A 14996-nucleotide genomic window follows, 5' to 3' on the forward strand; every position below is an offset into this window, starting at 1 on the left:
CATGATCTTGACCGAGACAGCAGACATTCTTGTGGAGCGCCCCGAGACGTTCTCAGGGGCTTTCCCGTTGCTTTCCGGCATGTATGTTGAGCGCGGAACGAACGATGACTGGAAGGCGCTGCAGGAACTGCACTACAAGGGCGAAGGCCGGGTGCTGGGCCGGGTGTATCGCTGCATGTTGGATGGCCAACTGGTCGGCGTGGCCATGATGTCTTCCCCGCGCCTGCTGCTGTCTGGCCGCCATGATGTCTTCCCCAAGCTCAGAAATGGCCAGGACACCCACCTGGTCAACGTCCACCGGGCAAAGTTCGTCAACCGGCACTTTGTTCTCAACTCGCGGATCGTGGTGGACACCATGTTCCGGGCCGCCGGTGTGTCCTATCGGTTTCTCAACCTGGTAGCCAGAATGGAAGGCAAGTCCTTCGTTGAAATCCAGTCCTCAATGAGCCGGTTCAATCCCTTTGCCATTCGGGCCGGATTTCAATTCGCCAAGCCAAAGCACTCCAACGCCTACGAGAAGGGCCTGACCTTGATCACGCGGCACTTCGACAGCCACCCGGCGGATGCGCTGGGCATCCTGGCCGAGATCGAGGCGATGCCCGAGGCGTACCGGGAGCGTGTGCTTGATGAGCTGCGCCTGTTCTACCTGAAGAACTCGGCCCGAGAGCAAACCGGGACCAACCTGCATGGACCGAACCTTGAGCGCATCAAGACCTACAGCAACACCCGTCTAATCAAGAGTCTCGTTCAGCTTGTGTTCTCCACCCCCATGTACGGCGTCTATCGCAATCCGGACGCTGGCAAGGCACTGCCGGAGCGCCTGCCGCTGCTGGCATTTGACAACCAAAAACCCAGCGAGCCGCTGGATCTTCAGCGAATCAAAGCATGACCAAGAAACAGCGGGCCATTCTGATGGTGGTGAACCGTGGCAATCCGGACGGTTCGTTTGTGGACGTGGACCAGATCATCGAGCGGGTGCCTTATCCCGCGAGAAAGGATGCCATCAAGCTCTCTCTGCGGATTCTGGAGGGGCACGGCTGCATCCGGAGACTTCCTCTGGAAAAGCGCCGTGGTCAGAAGAGGCGGGTTATTGCCCCAACCCCGAAGGGTATGCAGGTGACGGCGCCGGCCCTCTCCGCGTCAGAGATCGGCGTGTCCCTGTAGCGCCGGCATCTGGGTGCCCCATATGGGGCGTTTGCGCTCGACGTAGTTTATTGTTTTCTTTGTTTTAAGAAGTAAGAAGATATTAAATAAAATACAAACCCCCGAAACGCCCCATATGGGTCGCCCCAGACGAAGAGGAAGGATGCGGACCCAAGTTATCGCCGGAAAGGTAAGTAATGAGTGACGATATTTTCAGAAAAAGCAGGTATAATCACCCCAGACGCGGCGCCTTCCCCCCTTCTTCGTCGCGTCTGACTCTTGACACATACCCTCTGCTTACTGGGCGGGCACATCTCCCCCCGCCCATTTTTTTCTTCCTTGAGGTTCCCAGTTAATGCGAGCGCCCGCGCCACGAAAGCCAGGCAGCTCTTCGCGTCGCCTTGGCGAAGCTGACTGGATTGAAGCTGCGACTCTATGGGAGTCCGGCAATTACACGCTGGAAGACCTCTCCAACCGCTTTGGTATCAGCAAGGAGGCTCTGTCAAAAGGCTTCAAGAAGCGCGGTTCGGAGAAGGGCGCAAAGTCCAAGGAGTATGCCGAGAAGGTGAAGGCGGCAATCGGCCGCGCAGCCGAGGAAGAGGCTCTGATTCACGCTCAGCGCGTCATGGAGACGCGGGAAAAGAGCTACGAGTGGATCATGGCCCTGACCAAGATGGCCATGAGTGAGGCTGTCAGCGCCGCCAAGGCCCGCGTTCCCATCGCCACCAAGCTCGACAACCTCAAGGCCATCGAGAAGGCCATGAACGTGGTTTCCACGGGTTCCAATGAGCTGTTTCGAGTCCTCAATATCAAGCCTGACGATATTGGCGACGATCAGCTTCCGGAGTTGACCATTTCCGAAATGACCGCAGACGAGATTGCGGCGGTCCAGCGTGCAGCGTCCGGCGACGATGAGGATCTGGATCTTTCGGATCTTGAGGACGATCTGGATGACTGTATCGAGGGGGATGAGGAAGAAGAGGAAGTCTCGCCGTGACTGGACTTCCGCCGGCAACTTCCGTGGCCCAGGCCGTCTCTCTCAGCCTGCATCCAAAGCAGTTCGAGGTATTGCAGGACTCTGCCAGGTTTAAGGTTGTCGTGGCCGGGCGCAGATTCGGCAAGACGTTCCTAGCCAGAGCCGCCATCATCAAGATGGCAAGAGTTCAGAAGCGTCGAATCTGGTACGTCGCACCATCCTATCGCATGGCAAAGCAGATCATGTGGTCTGATCTGCTCGACGCGCTACCGAAAAAATGGATTGTGCGCGTCAATGAAACGGCCATGCGAATCGAGCTGATCAACCGCACGGTGATTGAGCTTAAAGGCGCCGACAAGCCCGACAGTTTGCGTGGCGTGGGTCTGCATTTTCTGGTCATGGATGAGTTTCAGGACATGCGCGGCGACGTGTGGACCAAGGTGCTTCGTCCCACGCTGACCTCCACTGGCGGTCATGCGCTGTTCATTGGGACGCCAAAGAGCTTCAATCATCTGTACGAACTTTGGTCACTGGGCCAGAAGGCCGAAATGACCCGGATCGGCCGGTGGAGATCCTGGCAGTTCACCACGGCCATGTCCCCGTTCATCCCGGCGGAAGAGCTTGAGGCCGCCAGAAGGGATATGGATGAAAAGAGCTTCCAGCAGGAGTTCGAGGCGTCTTTTTTGTCCATGTCTGGATTGGTCTACTACCCATTTGATCGGTCGGTTCATGTGGGCGAGTATCCGTTCAATCCTGCGCTGCCGATTTGGGTGGGTCAGGACTTCAACATTGATCCCATGTCCTCCGTGATTTTGCAGCCTCAACCTTCCGGCGAAGTATGGGCGGTGGACGAGATTGTGCGCTTCAGCTCCAACACCCAGGACGTTTGTGACGAGTTGGAGCGAAGGTTTTGGCGTTATCAGAAGCAAATCACCATCTATCCGGACCCGGCTGGTGGCGCAAGACAGCACGCAAGAGGCGAGTCGGACCTGGACATTTTCCGCGAACGTGGTTTCAGACGTATCAAGTATCGCCGCAAGCATCCATTTGTGGCCGACCGAGTGAACGCCGTCAACCGCATGTTGAGATCAGGCGATGGCCAGGTGAGGCTCAGGATAAACCACTCCTGTCGCTCGCTTATTGAGTCGCTTGAGCAGACCATATACAAGCCCGGCAGTCGAGACATCGACAAGTCAGGTGGTCTTGAGCATTCGACCGATGCGCTGGGATACCCGGTTGAAATTGAATTTCCCTTGCGCAAGATCGAGATTGCCGGCGTGTCCTTGTAGGCTTGACATAATAAGTAAGTGGTTACTAAACTATAATCATTCTTCCAGAGAAAAACCGTGGCACTTTCAAGCAAAGAAATTGAAACCCTGGTTAAGCGGCGACACCCCGGCTTCGAGGCTGGCGTGTCGCACTGGGATTTTCTGGAAAGCTGCTACAACGGTGGCCGCGAGTGGTTTGATGATCACATTTTTCGCTACATCAAGGAAGGCGATGGCGAGTACAAGGATCGCGTGAAGCGCGCCTATCGCTTCAACCACACGCGGGAAATCGTCGATCTGGTCAACAAGTATCTGTTCAAGGCTGAAGTGCATCGCAATTACGAAGACGCGCCCAAAGTCGTGCAGGAATTTTGGATGCGGGCCACCAGGGCCGGTCAGCCCATCGAGCAGTACATGCGTCAACTCTCCCTCAAATCCAGCACCTTCGGTCGAATCTGGGTGGTGGTGGACAACACCAAGGCCGACGGCAGCCTGATCAGCCGCCGGGATGAGAAAAAGGCCGGTATCCGCACCTACTCCTACTTTGTCAGACCGCAAATGGTTCTGGATATGAGCTTTGACAAAGAGCAGAACCTCAACTGGATTCTGATCGAGGAAAGCGCCAGGGATGACGCGGACCCGTTCGACTCCAGTGGCAAGCTGATCCGGCGCTTCCGCCTGTGGACCAGAGAATACTGGCTGCTGTTTGAAGAGAAGGGCAGCGGCAATCGCAAAACCTATCACCAGATTGACGGTGCCGAGCACGGTCTTGGCGTGGTTCCAGTGTTCAACTTCGACAACATCGAGACGGACGACCTTTACAGCGCACCGGCCCTGATAGGCGACATTGCCTACCTTGACCGAGCAGTGGCCAATTATCTGTCCAACCTGGACGCCATCATTCAGGACCAATCCTTCAGTCAGCTCGCCATGCCGGCGCAAGGCTTGCTGCCGGGCGATGACGCCTACAACAAGCTGCTGGAAATGGGCACCAAGCGCGTATTTCTGTTTGACGGAGAAGGCGGCAGTCAGCCCTTTTATCTATCTCCAGATGTGAAGCAGGCCGAGCTGATTTTGCAAGTGGTCAAGCAAATCATCAATGAAATCTACCACTCAGTCGGTATGGCCGGCGAGCGCACCAAGCAGGATAACTCGGTCGGCATCGACAACAGCTCAGGCGTGGCCAAGGCATACGACTTTGAGCGGGTCAATTCTCTGTTGGCCAGCAAGGGCGACTCTCTGGACCGCTGCGAGGCCAATCTGGTTCGTCTGGTGTGTCTCTGGAATGGCGAGGAAGAGCCTGAAGACCTGGTGAAGTACCCGGATTCCTTTGACGTTCGCCGCCTGGTGGACGAGTTCGACATTTCCAGTCGCCTTGCGCTGCTGGAAGCCCCCAGTGCAGTTCGCCGCGAACAAATGCGGGCGCTGGTGGACAAGCTGTTCCCACGTCTCAAGGACGACCTCAGAAAGTCCATTGATGGCGAGTTGCAGACGTGGCCCCCGAAAGATCCCGTTGACAGCCTGTATGGATCGGCTGTCAACACAGATACCGGCCAAGATACCGGCCAACCAACCTGACCTAGAGACTGGTCGATAGAGGAAATCCAACCATGAATTTTGGACGTATTCGCAGAACCCTGATTGCCCGTGGTTACTGGGACGAGGCCGGCGCCGATGGTGGCGCGGGCGGTGCTTCCGGTGGCGCTGGTAATGAAGGTTCCAAGGGCGACAATCACCCCGAAAATGCCAAGCCCAAGGGCGAAGGCGACAACGAAGGTGACGGCAAAAAGGAGGAAGGTCGAAAGCCCTCCGATGCCGAAGCCAAGTTGCTCAAGGAGGTGATGCAGAAAAAGGAACGCATCCGTGACCTCGAAGAGCAGGTCAAAAAGTTCGACGGCATCAACGCGGACGAAGTTCGGGCGCTGCTGAAGGAGCGCCAGGAACAGGAGCAGCGCAAGCTGGAGGAGAAGGGCGAATGGGAGGCTCTGAAAAAGCAGATGGCCGACGCTCACCAAAATGAGCTGAAGGCTGTCCGTGAAGAGCTGAGCACCCTCAAGTCCTCGCTGACCGAGCGGGAGCAGGTGATTGAGCGCCTGACCGTCGGCCATCACTTCGACGCCTCCAAGTTCATTGCCGACGAACTGACGCTGACTCCGGCCAAGGCCAGAGTAGTGTATGGCCCTCACTTCGATGTGGTTGACGGCAACGTGGTGGCTTACGACAAGCCCAGAGGCGCAAAAGATCGCGCCCCGCTGGTGGACGCCAATGGCGATCATCTGAGCTTTGAACAGGCCATCAAGAAGCTGGTGGATGCCGACCCCGACCGGGACGATCTGTACCGTGCCAAAGCCAAGCCTGGCGCGAACAGTCAGACCCTTCCCGGCAAGACTCCGCAAGCGAAGCCGGAGCTGCGTGGGGCGACCAAAATCGCCGCTGCCCTGAATACCTCCAAGTGAAGTTGCGCCCGAAATAGTAAGTAAACAGTTACCTATCACTTGAGGATATTGCAATGCCTTTGCTGAAAGAAGAAGCTGCCAAGCTCTCCAATAACGATCTGGTCGCCGGTGTCATCGAAGAAGTGATCGACAAGGAAGACCTGCTGGCTGTCCTGCCCTTTACCGAAACCAAGGGCAAGGCTTACGTCTACAACCGGGAAAACTTCATTTCCGAGGCCGTGTTCCTTGACCCGAACGAAGTGGTGCCGGAAGAAGCCTCCACGTTCGAGGAAGTGGTGGCTCGCCTGCGCATCCTGATCGGTGACGTGGATGTGGACAAGTTCCTGAACACCACCATGGACGATACCAACAACCAGAAGGCAATCCAGATTGCACAGAAGGCCAAGGGTATCGCTCGCAAGTTCCGTCGCACCCTGGCCAACGGTAACGCCAGCGTCAACGCCAAGGAGTTCGATGGCGTGCATCGCCTGGTGACTGCCAATCAGACCATCTCTGCCGGCACCAATGGCAACGCTCTGACGCTCTCCATGCTGGACGAGCTGCTGGATGCAGTGCCCAATGGCGCCGACGTGCTGATGATGCGTTCCGGCACCATTCGCGCCTACCGTGCCCTGCTGCGGGCCTCCGGCGGCCTGGAGCCTGCACACGTCATGATGGAAAACTTCGGTCGCCCGATGCTGACCCATAACGGCGTGCCGATCATCGTCAACGACTTCCTGCCCTCCAATGAAGTCCAGGGTTCTTCCTCCGCTACCGCTTCCATCTACGCCATGCGTCTGAACGAAGTGGACGGTCTGCACGGCATCTTCGGCGGTGGTAATGCCGGTTTCGTGGTCGAGGACATCGGCACTGTGCAGAACAAGGACGCTACCCGGACCCGCGTGAAGTGGTACTGCGGTCTGGCGCTGAAGAGCACCCGTTCCCTGGCTCGTGTTCGCGGTGTCACCAACGTCTAAGGAATAGTAAGTAACGGATTACTATAATGCGGGTGAGGGGAAACCTTCACCCGCTTTTCATTGAACAGGAGAAACCATGAAGCTGCGAATTGTTGAACCAGGCTGGGAGTTTTACACCGGACCCTTCTCTGGCGTGATGTTTCTGAATGGCGTATCAACCCGAGACGTGACCAAGTTCGAGGAAGACCGCATCGCCGCCAGCGTGCGAGTGGTTTCCGAGGACGGCCAGGCCGTCGGTGCCGCCAACGACATCATCAGGGGAAAGGATCTGCGGGCCGAGGTAGTGCCCGAAAGTGCCAGAGCCGATGCCGAATCCGAGAAGGTCACTGTCGAGGCTGTCCAAGAGCCGCCGGTGGCCAAGAAAGTCTCTGACGACAAAGTGTGGACCCAGGAAGAGTTGGAGAGCGTTGCTGACAGCAGGGGTATCGCCGGCCTGCGCGAAATTGGCGAGCCTCTTGGCGTTCGATCCAAGTCCATCAAGGAGCTGATCGACGGCATCATCAAGGCCCAGGGCGGCCAAACCTCTGCGGAGTAATCAACCATGAACGTCTACCGCAATGGCTCCGTGGTGCATGTGACCATCGACTTTTTGAACGAGTCGGGCATTCCATTTGTGCCGACCGAGGCCGTCTACCGCGTGGTTGACGAGTCTCTGACTGAAATCGTCGGAGAAACGCCGATTGAATTGGCTCCCGGCAGCACGTCCATTGTGGTAGCGGTCGATGGTGAGCATAACGAACTTGGCGAGGACGCCATTCGATCCATCCGCAAGATCGAGGTGATTGCCAAGACCCAGGAGCAAAACCACGTTTTGCTGTCTGAAATGTATCTGATTGCCTCCGCCAATCTGCTCGTGCCCGGCAAAAACAGCTTTCAGACCTACGAGCAGGCGCTGATGACGGCCATGGACATGCCGGAAATGGTGGGTTGGGAGGCTTCTTCGAGGGATCAGCGTGTCGGCGCCATGGTCGAGGCACACCACCGCATCGGCGCTCTGAAGTTTTCGGTGGCATTTGATGACTGGCAATCCAGGTTGACCACCAGCGGCTATATCGCGGACGTGCGCGAGCTGACCGAGGCCGAGTTGGCAGCTTTGTCCGTTCGCTTCTTGCAGGCCATCCGCAAGGCACAGGTGGCCGAGGCCAACGTCATCCTGGGAGGTGATCCCGTGGCGGACAGACGAAGAGAGGGTCTGATGGTGGATACCGTGGGCGAGTCCAAGACCATGTTCAGACATGGAAAACCGATCCAACTGCCGGTATCCAGCCATGCCCTGCGGTATCTCTCCGGCTACATCAGCATGACCGTTGGGATCGGCCGCAGATGAATGTCGCCAACGAGCTTGAGAGACAGGCGAGCCAGTTTGCTCTCCGACACGAGCGGTTCCTGTTGGCTCTGCGCGGCGTCATGTCCGAGGCCATCGGTGGCAAAGACTGGATGACGCAGCGAGGCATTGGCCAGGTGCGAAGGCAAGGTAGAGAGCTTGGCAGACAGCACTTTCTGGATCAACGCGAGAGCATGAGAAAGCTGGCCGACGACCTCGTGAGCGGCCTCTGCAGCGGTGCCAAAACTTCTTCTGTCGAGGGACGGGCGAGGGCGAGCCAGCACGCCGCGTCACTACTGAAGGAAAGCTGGGCCTCTCTGCAGGCCCAAATAGAGAGGGATGTGTTGGCCGCAGAGCGCCAGGTTCGACACATGGCCATGCGGGTCAGAATGTTGGCTGACAATCAGGGGTGGTCCCTGTCGGCATCTGCAATCGCAGTTCGGGAGCAAACTCAGGGCGACCCAAGGTTTCGGTTTGTGGATCGCTCAGGGCGCGCCTGGGGTTCTCAGAGATATGTCCGGACGCTGCTCAGGGCGCTTCTGTTTGAGCTTCACAACGAATGCACGATGATCCTGCTGGCCGACATGGGCTTTGACAGTGCGGTGGTGAGATACCCGGAGCCGCATCGTTTTGACGGCATTATCATCAGCCTGATTGGGCACGATGGGCTACCCACCTATGATCAGCTCAGGGACGATGTTTTCCACCCAAATTCCCCTGCATTGATAAGTCATCGGTGACTTTTGTCAAGAGCGTTTTGGAGATATAATTGAGGCATGTTTACGCCGACCGCATTCTGCAAAGTGACGAGGATCTTGCCCGACTATGACGAGTTCGGGCAGAACCGTTTTGGCGTTACCAGAACCTCGCGCTGCGGCGTGGTCAAGTTGTCGGTTGGCCAAACCAAAACTTCGGTTCGGGCCGACAGCTCTGCCAGCCGTGGCGCGGCCAGAGAAGAGGTTGCCGACGCGGTGCTGCTGTTCCGTCACCAGGAGCAAATCAGCCTGGGCGACAAGATCGAGGTGGCCGGCGTCACGCTGAGAACAACCGGAATCGTCATTCGCCATGATGTCTATGGTCGCATAGATCATCTTGAGGTGAGCTGTCAGATATGGGCATGAGAATTTTCAACTCAGCCACTGCCGGCCTTTTCAGGATTGGCAATGCCGTCAGAGCAAAGGCAAGAAGTAGCATGAGCGGCAGTGCGGAAGAGTTGGCAGCCGTTGCTCGCAAGATGGCGCCGGTTGACGAGGGCAATCTTGAGGATGCCATTGTCGTGAGCGAGGCCGGACGTGGCCTGTTTGGCGGTATCAAATTCGAGGTCAAGATCGACGAGAACATGCCCCTGCCGGAGAAGCCAGGCAAAACGGTGGGCGACTACGCGACCATCATGCACGAGCAACTGACGCCATACGGGCCGCTTCAGCTTGGACCTGCGTCCATTGAGAAGCAAAAGACCACCGACGTGATCGTGGGCGGCGGATTTCTTGAAAGAGCGGCCGATCAGGTGTCCCCGAGTATCGTCCGCTCCATTCATGATGCCATTGCAAAGGTGCTCAGATGATTTCCTCCTTGTCCAAGTATCTTGAGGCGCAAGGCGTCGGCGTTGTTGGTCGGGACATCTTCGTCCGCAACATGCCCTATACGGTTCGACGTGGCATTTTGATCACAGAGCCGCTTACCGGGACCATGATTGATCCGGAGCTGCCTGATTATTACAAGACGCGCATCAACCTGATCGTGCGCAGCCAGACCTACGAGGATGGGCTTGCGCTGGCCGAAACCCTGGTGGATCGCTTGAAGCTGAACGAAACCAGAATGCAGGGCGTTCTGGTCAAGTACATGCACCCAAGGCACCTTCCTGTGCCATACCCAATCTCCGACGGTGAGAACCTGGAGATCAGCGTCAGTTTCGACGTTGTTTTTGTCAAAGACTAAGTAAACAATGACTTATTAGGAGTTTGAAAGGCATGTCCGATACCAAAAACGTGAAACTTGGCGTATGCACGGTCTATTTCGACGACAAGGACTTGGGATTCACCAAGGGCGGCGTTGAAGTGGAAGTGAGTACCGACACCCATAAGGTCACTGTTGACCAGTTTGGTGAGTCCGAGGTCAACGAGTACATCATGAAGCGTACCGTTGTCGCCCGCGTCCCCCTGGCCGAAACCACGCTGCAGAACCTGGTCAAGATCATGCCCGGCGCCGAGCTGGTTGGTAGCGGCGACAAGCTGCGCGTCGATGTGACCAATGGCGTGGGCATCAGCTTGCTCGATACCGCCAAAAAGCTGCGCCTGGTTCCCGTGGGCGCTGTCGATTCCAACGACGACTTTGTGATTCACCGGGCGGCCACTGCCGGCGCCATCAGCTTTGCCTACAAGGTCAACGAAGAGCGCATTTTCAACTGCGAATTTACCGGCTATCCCGACCCGAGCACCAAGCTGCTGTTCAGCGTTGGTGACGAAGAAGCCGCTTAATTCTCCACTCAGCAACCCAAGACAATGGCCTCTGTATCAAGAGGCCATGACCCAACGAAAGGAATAGAACATGGCAAAGCTGCTCAATCTCGATGACCTGGCTCCGAAGACCGATCTGGTGATCCGCTTTGGAGGTGAAGAGTATCCCATCGAACCCATGAGTGTTGAGGCGTTCATCGAGCTGAACAAGAAGGCTCAGAAGCTGGACGCGAAGGCCGAGAAGGACAAAAGCCCTGCGGAAGAGGTGGAGATGCTGGTTGAAACCATCCGCGCTTCCGTGCCGGCCTGTCCCGAGAAGGTACTGCGGTCCATGAAGCTGGTTCAGCTCTACGCCATTATGAATTTCATTCGTGAGCAGGCCGGCGAACAGGCCGTCGCCAATGATGCCGAGGAACCCGCCAAGGAGGGCGAGGAAAAAAAGTAAATGATGAGGTGGAAGCGGTTGATTTCGGCTATCTGTTCAGCCGCTTCTGCCACTTCTACCGCATGACCGACGATCAGGTTTTGGCAATGCCTGTTCGTCGGTTCTGGCTGATGAATGCAAACATCAATCGCATTCAGGCCGAGGGTGACTTGAGGCAACTGGTGCTTTTGACCACCGCACAGGCCGCCGATGGGGATGTAAGAGAGAAGCAGCGTCAGGCGCTGGTTGCAGAAATGGGCAATGTCATGGTGATGAACAGAAGGGAGGAACTTGACCGGAGCGGGCTTGAACTGCTCAGGGCCATGAGTAAAGGCTTAATGTAGGGAAGACCGTGAGCGCAAATACAGTAAGAGTCGAGCTAAATCTGGACGATAGGGATTTTTCCGTTCGTATCAGAAGAGCTGGTCAAGCCACTCAAAATTTTCAAAACACGCTGTCCGAGACTGACAGTACATTGCGGCGCATTGACAGGGGCATCAACGGAATGCTGCCCACTTTGCGCGACTACCTCATCACCATTTCCATTGTCAAAGGCGGCATTCGGAACCTCTGGAGCGTAACGGGTTCCTGGCAGGCCAGAATCATTCAGACCAATGCCGAGATCGAGCGCATGACCATGCTGCTCGAAGGCATGAGTACCCAGTTGACGCAGATCGGCAGGCAGATGGAGGCCAAGAGTGATCTTGATTTCCTGTTCGGCCTTTCTGAAGACACGCCGTTCGGCCTGACTGAGCTGACCAACTCCTTCGTCAAGTTCAAGACGGTGGGTATCGACCCCACCAACGGATCGCTGAAGGCGCTGACCGACGCGCTTGCATCCTTCGGGGGAGACAAGCACGCACTGCACCGGGCCACCATCGCCATTCAGCAGATGGCCGGTAAAGGCGTGATCTCGATGGAAGAGTTGCGTCAGCAGTTGGGTGAGCACGTTCCACGCGCCATCAACCTCATGGCTCGCTCCGCCTCCATGAGTTACGAAATGCTGGTTGACAAGGTATCCAAGGGGCAGATGGAGAGTACGACTGCCATTCAGCTTATGCTGGATGAGTTTGAGCGTACCTTTGGTGGCTCCGCCGAGCGCATGATGACCACATGGACCGGCCTCATCTCCATCCTTGAAACCAGATGGACAAAGTTCCAGCTCAAGATTGGAGAGGGTGGCTATTTCGAGACGGCCAAGGGAATGCTGCAGGATTTTCTGATGGCTTTCGACGAGACGGCCATTGATCTGTTTGGTCAAAAATTTGGTCAGATCATGGCTGACATGATCGGCATGATGGACCGGGCGGTTCGGACAATGTTCCACTACCGTAGCGAAATCGGCTCAACCCTCAAATTTATGGGGTATCTGATCGCGGTCTACATGGCCTGGAAGATCGCCATTGCCGCAAAGATGGTTGTCATGGGAGCCTCGTCTGCTGCCATATCCGCGTATCGCCTGCAGCTTGCCCAGGCTCAGGCTCAGGTGGGCACATTGACGGTTGCAACGCACCTTCAGACCGCAGCTTTCGTGGCAAAGACCAGAGCCGCAACAATGGCCACCGCAGCACTGGCGGCCATGGGTGGCCCTATCGGCGCCATCATTCTTGCGCTGGGCGTGGCCGGTGCCGCATTTCTGGCTTTCGGCAACAAGACCAAAAAGGCGGCCGCAGAACTCAAAGAGTTTGGGATCTTGTTGGATGAAAACTCGGTCAAGATGAACCAGAAGTATGCCGACGAGTTGGCCAGAAAGATTGCCAGAAATGAAACCAGAATCGAGGTTATGAATGAAAAGCTCCGCAGGGGGCAAATTTGGGCGCCAAATGCGAGGGAGCAGAGAGATAAGGTAGTCGCGGAAAACGCAAAGCTCATTGAAGAGCTTGAGGCGCACAACGTCAGGCTTGCGCAAGCTATGGACGCAAGAAACGAGGCGTTGGCCGGTCGCAGTGCCCAGCAGAAAATGCTGGAACTGAGTCGCACGATTGATGGTTTCAGGGTTCAGTATGAATCCGAAATGCAGTTCCTCGACGAAGCTCTCAAGGTTGGAGCTATCAACCGCGAAGAGTACAAAGCGCAGTACATGCACGCGGTCCAGTTGTTTTTTGAGCGAAGGATTGAGCTTTTTACCAGCGAAATCGAAACGCTGCGTAATGGTATTGAAACGCTCAACGAGCAGGAGCGACGCGAGCGCCTTCGGCAGCTTGAGGCCATTCAGGAGGCCAGAGACTCCCTGATCGCCGCCAAGGATGCCCAACTTTCCCGTATTCAGGAGGGCATCTTTGAGCTTCCTGGCATCACGGCCTCCAAAGGCGGCATGTCCAAACTCGACACTTGGCTCAATACGATGCGCGGCAACCTGGAGTCTGTCCGTGCTGATTTTGCCGGCCTCAATGGTGAGGTGGCCAAGTTCACCTACCTGCTGGGTTCCGGCGCCTTCGGTGAGCAGGGCTTTGCTCTACTGAAGGATCAGGAGCGCCTGAGCAGTATCAAGAAGGAAATCGAAGAACTGGCTCGCCTGCGTGATGCGCTCAAGCAGGCGCAGAAGGCCAGAGAAGAGGCGGCCGCCGCCCAGGAGCGTCTGGGCGATATGTTTGCCAGATCGGCAGAAGAGGCGAGCATCCTTCGGCGGGCGTTTGACTCTGGACAGGATACTGACAAGGTAAGCCGGATCGCCAGGCTGACCTCTGAGATTGAAAAGCTGCGTGCAAGGCTGCCAGAGGCCGCCAGAGAGGCGATTGAACTTCAGGAAGCCATCGACCAGCTCTTTTACAATGAAGCCTCCAGAGGCTCCCTGAGCTTTGCAGAGGACATGCGCGAGCAGACCCGAGAGATCCGCTTGTCCTTGATGCGTGAAAGGCAGGCCGCTCAGGCATCCTATGAGCATCAGGTCGAGATGGCCCACAAGAAGGCCAACCTTTCCGAGCTGAACGCGGAGGATCGGGCCAGGGTCGAGGTGGAGCTGATGGAGTACCTTGCCGCGCTGAACGAAAAGCACATGCGCGACATGGAAACCCCCATTCAGAAGTTGGCCCGAAGCTGGGAAGACGCCGCAGAGCGAATGCAGGACGCATCGGCCAAGTGGCTTGACGATCTGACCAACCGGCTGGCCGATTTCGTGATGACCGGCAAGTTCAATTTCAATGACTTTGCCAACAGCATCATCCGTGACCTGATCCGCATTCGGATTCAGGAGGGAATGAGCAAGATCATCAGTGGAATGTCGTTCTCCTTTGGTGCAGACGCCGGAAAGGCCGTTGAGCCGAAGAAGTTTGCCAACGGCGGCATTATGACCTCAGAAGGCCGGCTGCCACTCAAGGCGTACTCCAGGGGCGGCATCGCCAACACTCCACAGCTTGCGCTGTTTGGCGAAGGCCGAATGCCCGAAGCCTACGTTCCGTTGCCGGACGGCAAAACCATCCCCGTCACCATGAGGGGTGGGGCAGGGGCCAATGTCCAGGTCAACGTCATCAACCAGACCGGCATGGAGGTGGATGCTGAGCAGACCGCGCCACGTTTTGACGGCAGGCAGATGATCCTTGATGTGGTCCTGACCGCCGCCTCCAGCCCAGGCTCTTTCCGTGACGGCATGAGAGGTGCCATGCGATGAGTTTGAAACTGCCACTCAATCACAAGCTGGACTCTTCCGGGCTTGAAGAAACCCCGGAAGATTCGACCATTCGCAAGAACACTGAGGGCGGGTACACGGCCACCCGCCCAAGACACACCAGACGCCCGAGGATGACCTTCAAGCTCAAGTTGACCAACATCAGTCAGGCCGAAAAGGCGCAATTTGAGAGCTTCTGGATGCAGGTGAAGGGTTCTGTGGAGTTCGAGCTGACTCACCCAGTAACCAAGCAGGTCAAGCATGTCCGGTTCGAGGGTCCACCGCGTTTTGTCTATTCTGGGATCGGCTCAAGCCATCGCTGGGACGTGGTTGACATCTTGGTTCGTGAGGTTTAATAAGTCACCGCTTACTGTGGTATCATCGGCGCC

The 14996-nt window shown here is 56.6% G+C and carries 18 protein-coding genes; all 18 read left to right on the top strand.

All coding sequences use genetic code 11. From position 1 onward, the window contains the following. The first annotated feature begins 1 nt into the window (after window position 1). The 18 genes from LQD11_RS06850 to LQD11_RS06935 all read left to right on the top strand — a co-directional run bounded on the left by LQD11_RS06850 (window position 2) and on the right by LQD11_RS06935 (window position 14963). Window positions 2–889 carry a hypothetical protein gene (locus tag LQD11_RS06850; RefSeq protein WP_238616877.1) on the top strand — a complete coding sequence of 296 codons (888 nt, stop codon included), beginning with the start codon at window positions 2–4 and terminating at the stop codon, window positions 887–889. Further along, a complete protein-coding gene (locus tag LQD11_RS06855) occupies window positions 886–1164 on the top strand; it encodes a hypothetical protein (protein WP_238616878.1) in 279 nt (92 codons plus the stop codon). The genes LQD11_RS06850 and LQD11_RS06855 overlap by 4 nt, the downstream gene beginning before the upstream one ends. A gap of 334 nt (window positions 1165–1498) precedes the next feature. Then, window positions 1499–2140, top strand: a complete 642-nt coding sequence (locus tag LQD11_RS06860; RefSeq protein ID WP_238616879.1) for a hypothetical protein — start codon at window positions 1499–1501, stop codon at window positions 2138–2140. Window positions 2141–2163: 23 nt separating this feature from the next. Next, window positions 2164–3408 (top strand): terminase large subunit domain-containing protein, encoded by a 1245-nt coding sequence (locus LQD11_RS06865; protein ID WP_238616880.1) that lies wholly within the window; start codon window positions 2164–2166, stop codon window positions 3406–3408. A gap of 57 nt (window positions 3409–3465) precedes the next feature. Beyond that, window positions 3466–4965, top strand: coding sequence for a phage portal protein (locus LQD11_RS06870; RefSeq protein ID WP_238616881.1), 1500 nt, complete (start codon window positions 3466–3468; stop codon window positions 4963–4965). Between the two features lie 32 nt (window positions 4966–4997). After that, a complete protein-coding gene (locus tag LQD11_RS06875; protein ID WP_238616882.1) occupies window positions 4998–5843 on the top strand; it encodes a DUF6651 domain-containing protein in 846 nt (281 codons plus the stop codon). A gap of 53 nt (window positions 5844–5896) precedes the next feature. Continuing rightward, entirely contained in the window at window positions 5897–6799 is a 903-nt protein-coding gene (locus LQD11_RS06880) for a major capsid protein (RefSeq protein ID WP_238616883.1), read from the top strand. Window positions 6800–6875: 76 nt separating this feature from the next. After that, on the top strand, window positions 6876–7334 hold the full coding sequence (locus LQD11_RS06885; RefSeq protein ID WP_238616884.1) for a hypothetical protein: 459 nt from the start codon (window positions 6876–6878) through the stop codon (window positions 7332–7334). 6 nt (window positions 7335–7340) lie between these two features. Further along, complete coding sequence (locus LQD11_RS06890) at window positions 7341–8126, top strand: hypothetical protein (RefSeq protein ID WP_238616885.1); 786 nt, start codon at window positions 7341–7343, stop codon at window positions 8124–8126. Next, a complete protein-coding gene (locus LQD11_RS06895; protein ID WP_238616886.1) occupies window positions 8123–8863 on the top strand; it encodes a hypothetical protein in 741 nt (246 codons plus the stop codon). The genes LQD11_RS06890 and LQD11_RS06895 overlap by 4 nt, the downstream gene beginning before the upstream one ends. A 36-nt stretch (window positions 8864–8899) precedes the next feature. Then, complete coding sequence (locus LQD11_RS06900) at window positions 8900–9244, top strand: hypothetical protein (protein WP_238616887.1); 345 nt, start codon at window positions 8900–8902, stop codon at window positions 9242–9244. Further along, on the top strand, window positions 9241–9687 hold the full coding sequence (locus tag LQD11_RS06905) for an HK97 gp10 family phage protein (protein WP_338081478.1): 447 nt from the start codon (window positions 9241–9243) through the stop codon (window positions 9685–9687). Before LQD11_RS06900 ends, LQD11_RS06905 begins: the two co-directional genes overlap by 4 nt. An 8-nt stretch (window positions 9688–9695) precedes the next feature. Then, window positions 9696–10061 (top strand): minor capsid protein, encoded by a 366-nt coding sequence (locus LQD11_RS06910; RefSeq protein WP_238616889.1) that lies wholly within the window; start codon window positions 9696–9698, stop codon window positions 10059–10061. A gap of 32 nt (window positions 10062–10093) precedes the next feature. Next, window positions 10094–10600 (top strand): hypothetical protein, encoded by a 507-nt coding sequence (locus LQD11_RS06915; protein WP_238616890.1) that lies wholly within the window; start codon window positions 10094–10096, stop codon window positions 10598–10600. A gap of 70 nt (window positions 10601–10670) precedes the next feature. Next, complete coding sequence (locus LQD11_RS06920; RefSeq protein ID WP_238616891.1) at window positions 10671–11024, top strand: hypothetical protein; 354 nt, start codon at window positions 10671–10673, stop codon at window positions 11022–11024. An 8-nt stretch (window positions 11025–11032) separates the two neighbouring features. Continuing rightward, window positions 11033–11347 carry a hypothetical protein gene (locus tag LQD11_RS06925; RefSeq protein WP_238616892.1) on the top strand — a complete coding sequence of 105 codons (315 nt, stop codon included), beginning with the start codon at window positions 11033–11035 and terminating at the stop codon, window positions 11345–11347. A gap of 8 nt (window positions 11348–11355) precedes the next feature. After that, window positions 11356–14610, top strand: a complete 3255-nt coding sequence (locus tag LQD11_RS06930; protein ID WP_238616893.1) for a tape measure protein — start codon at window positions 11356–11358, stop codon at window positions 14608–14610. Further along, window positions 14607–14963, top strand: a complete 357-nt coding sequence (locus LQD11_RS06935) for a hypothetical protein (RefSeq protein WP_238616894.1) — start codon at window positions 14607–14609, stop codon at window positions 14961–14963. Before LQD11_RS06930 ends, LQD11_RS06935 begins: the two co-directional genes overlap by 4 nt. Window positions 14964–14996: the final 33 nt, after the last annotated feature.

The sequence above is a fragment of the Ectothiorhodospira shaposhnikovii genome (assembly GCF_022227765.1).
GTDB lineage: Bacteria > Pseudomonadota > Gammaproteobacteria > Ectothiorhodospirales > Ectothiorhodospiraceae > Ectothiorhodospira.

Coding starts and splice junctions, on each gene's coding strand:
- LQD11_RS06850 (WP_238616877.1), top strand. CDS start 2: ATGATCTTGACCGAGACAGCAGACATTCTTGTGGAGCGCCCCGAGACG.
- LQD11_RS06855 (WP_238616878.1), top strand. CDS start 886: ATGACCAAGAAACAGCGGGCCATTCTGATGGTGGTGAACCGTGGCAAT.
- LQD11_RS06860 (WP_238616879.1), top strand. CDS start 1,499: ATGCGAGCGCCCGCGCCACGAAAGCCAGGCAGCTCTTCGCGTCGCCTT.
- LQD11_RS06875 (WP_238616882.1), top strand. CDS start 4,998: ATGAATTTTGGACGTATTCGCAGAACCCTGATTGCCCGTGGTTACTGG.
- LQD11_RS06880 (WP_238616883.1), top strand. CDS start 5,897: ATGCCTTTGCTGAAAGAAGAAGCTGCCAAGCTCTCCAATAACGATCTG.
- LQD11_RS06885 (WP_238616884.1), top strand. CDS start 6,876: ATGAAGCTGCGAATTGTTGAACCAGGCTGGGAGTTTTACACCGGACCC.
- LQD11_RS06890 (WP_238616885.1), top strand. CDS start 7,341: ATGAACGTCTACCGCAATGGCTCCGTGGTGCATGTGACCATCGACTTT.
- LQD11_RS06895 (WP_238616886.1), top strand. CDS start 8,123: ATGAATGTCGCCAACGAGCTTGAGAGACAGGCGAGCCAGTTTGCTCTC.
- LQD11_RS06900 (WP_238616887.1), top strand. CDS start 8,900: ATGTTTACGCCGACCGCATTCTGCAAAGTGACGAGGATCTTGCCCGAC.
- LQD11_RS06905 (WP_338081478.1), top strand. CDS start 9,241: ATGAGAATTTTCAACTCAGCCACTGCCGGCCTTTTCAGGATTGGCAAT.
- LQD11_RS06915 (WP_238616890.1), top strand. CDS start 10,094: ATGTCCGATACCAAAAACGTGAAACTTGGCGTATGCACGGTCTATTTC.
- LQD11_RS06920 (WP_238616891.1), top strand. CDS start 10,671: ATGGCAAAGCTGCTCAATCTCGATGACCTGGCTCCGAAGACCGATCTG.
- LQD11_RS06935 (WP_238616894.1), top strand. CDS start 14,607: ATGAGTTTGAAACTGCCACTCAATCACAAGCTGGACTCTTCCGGGCTT.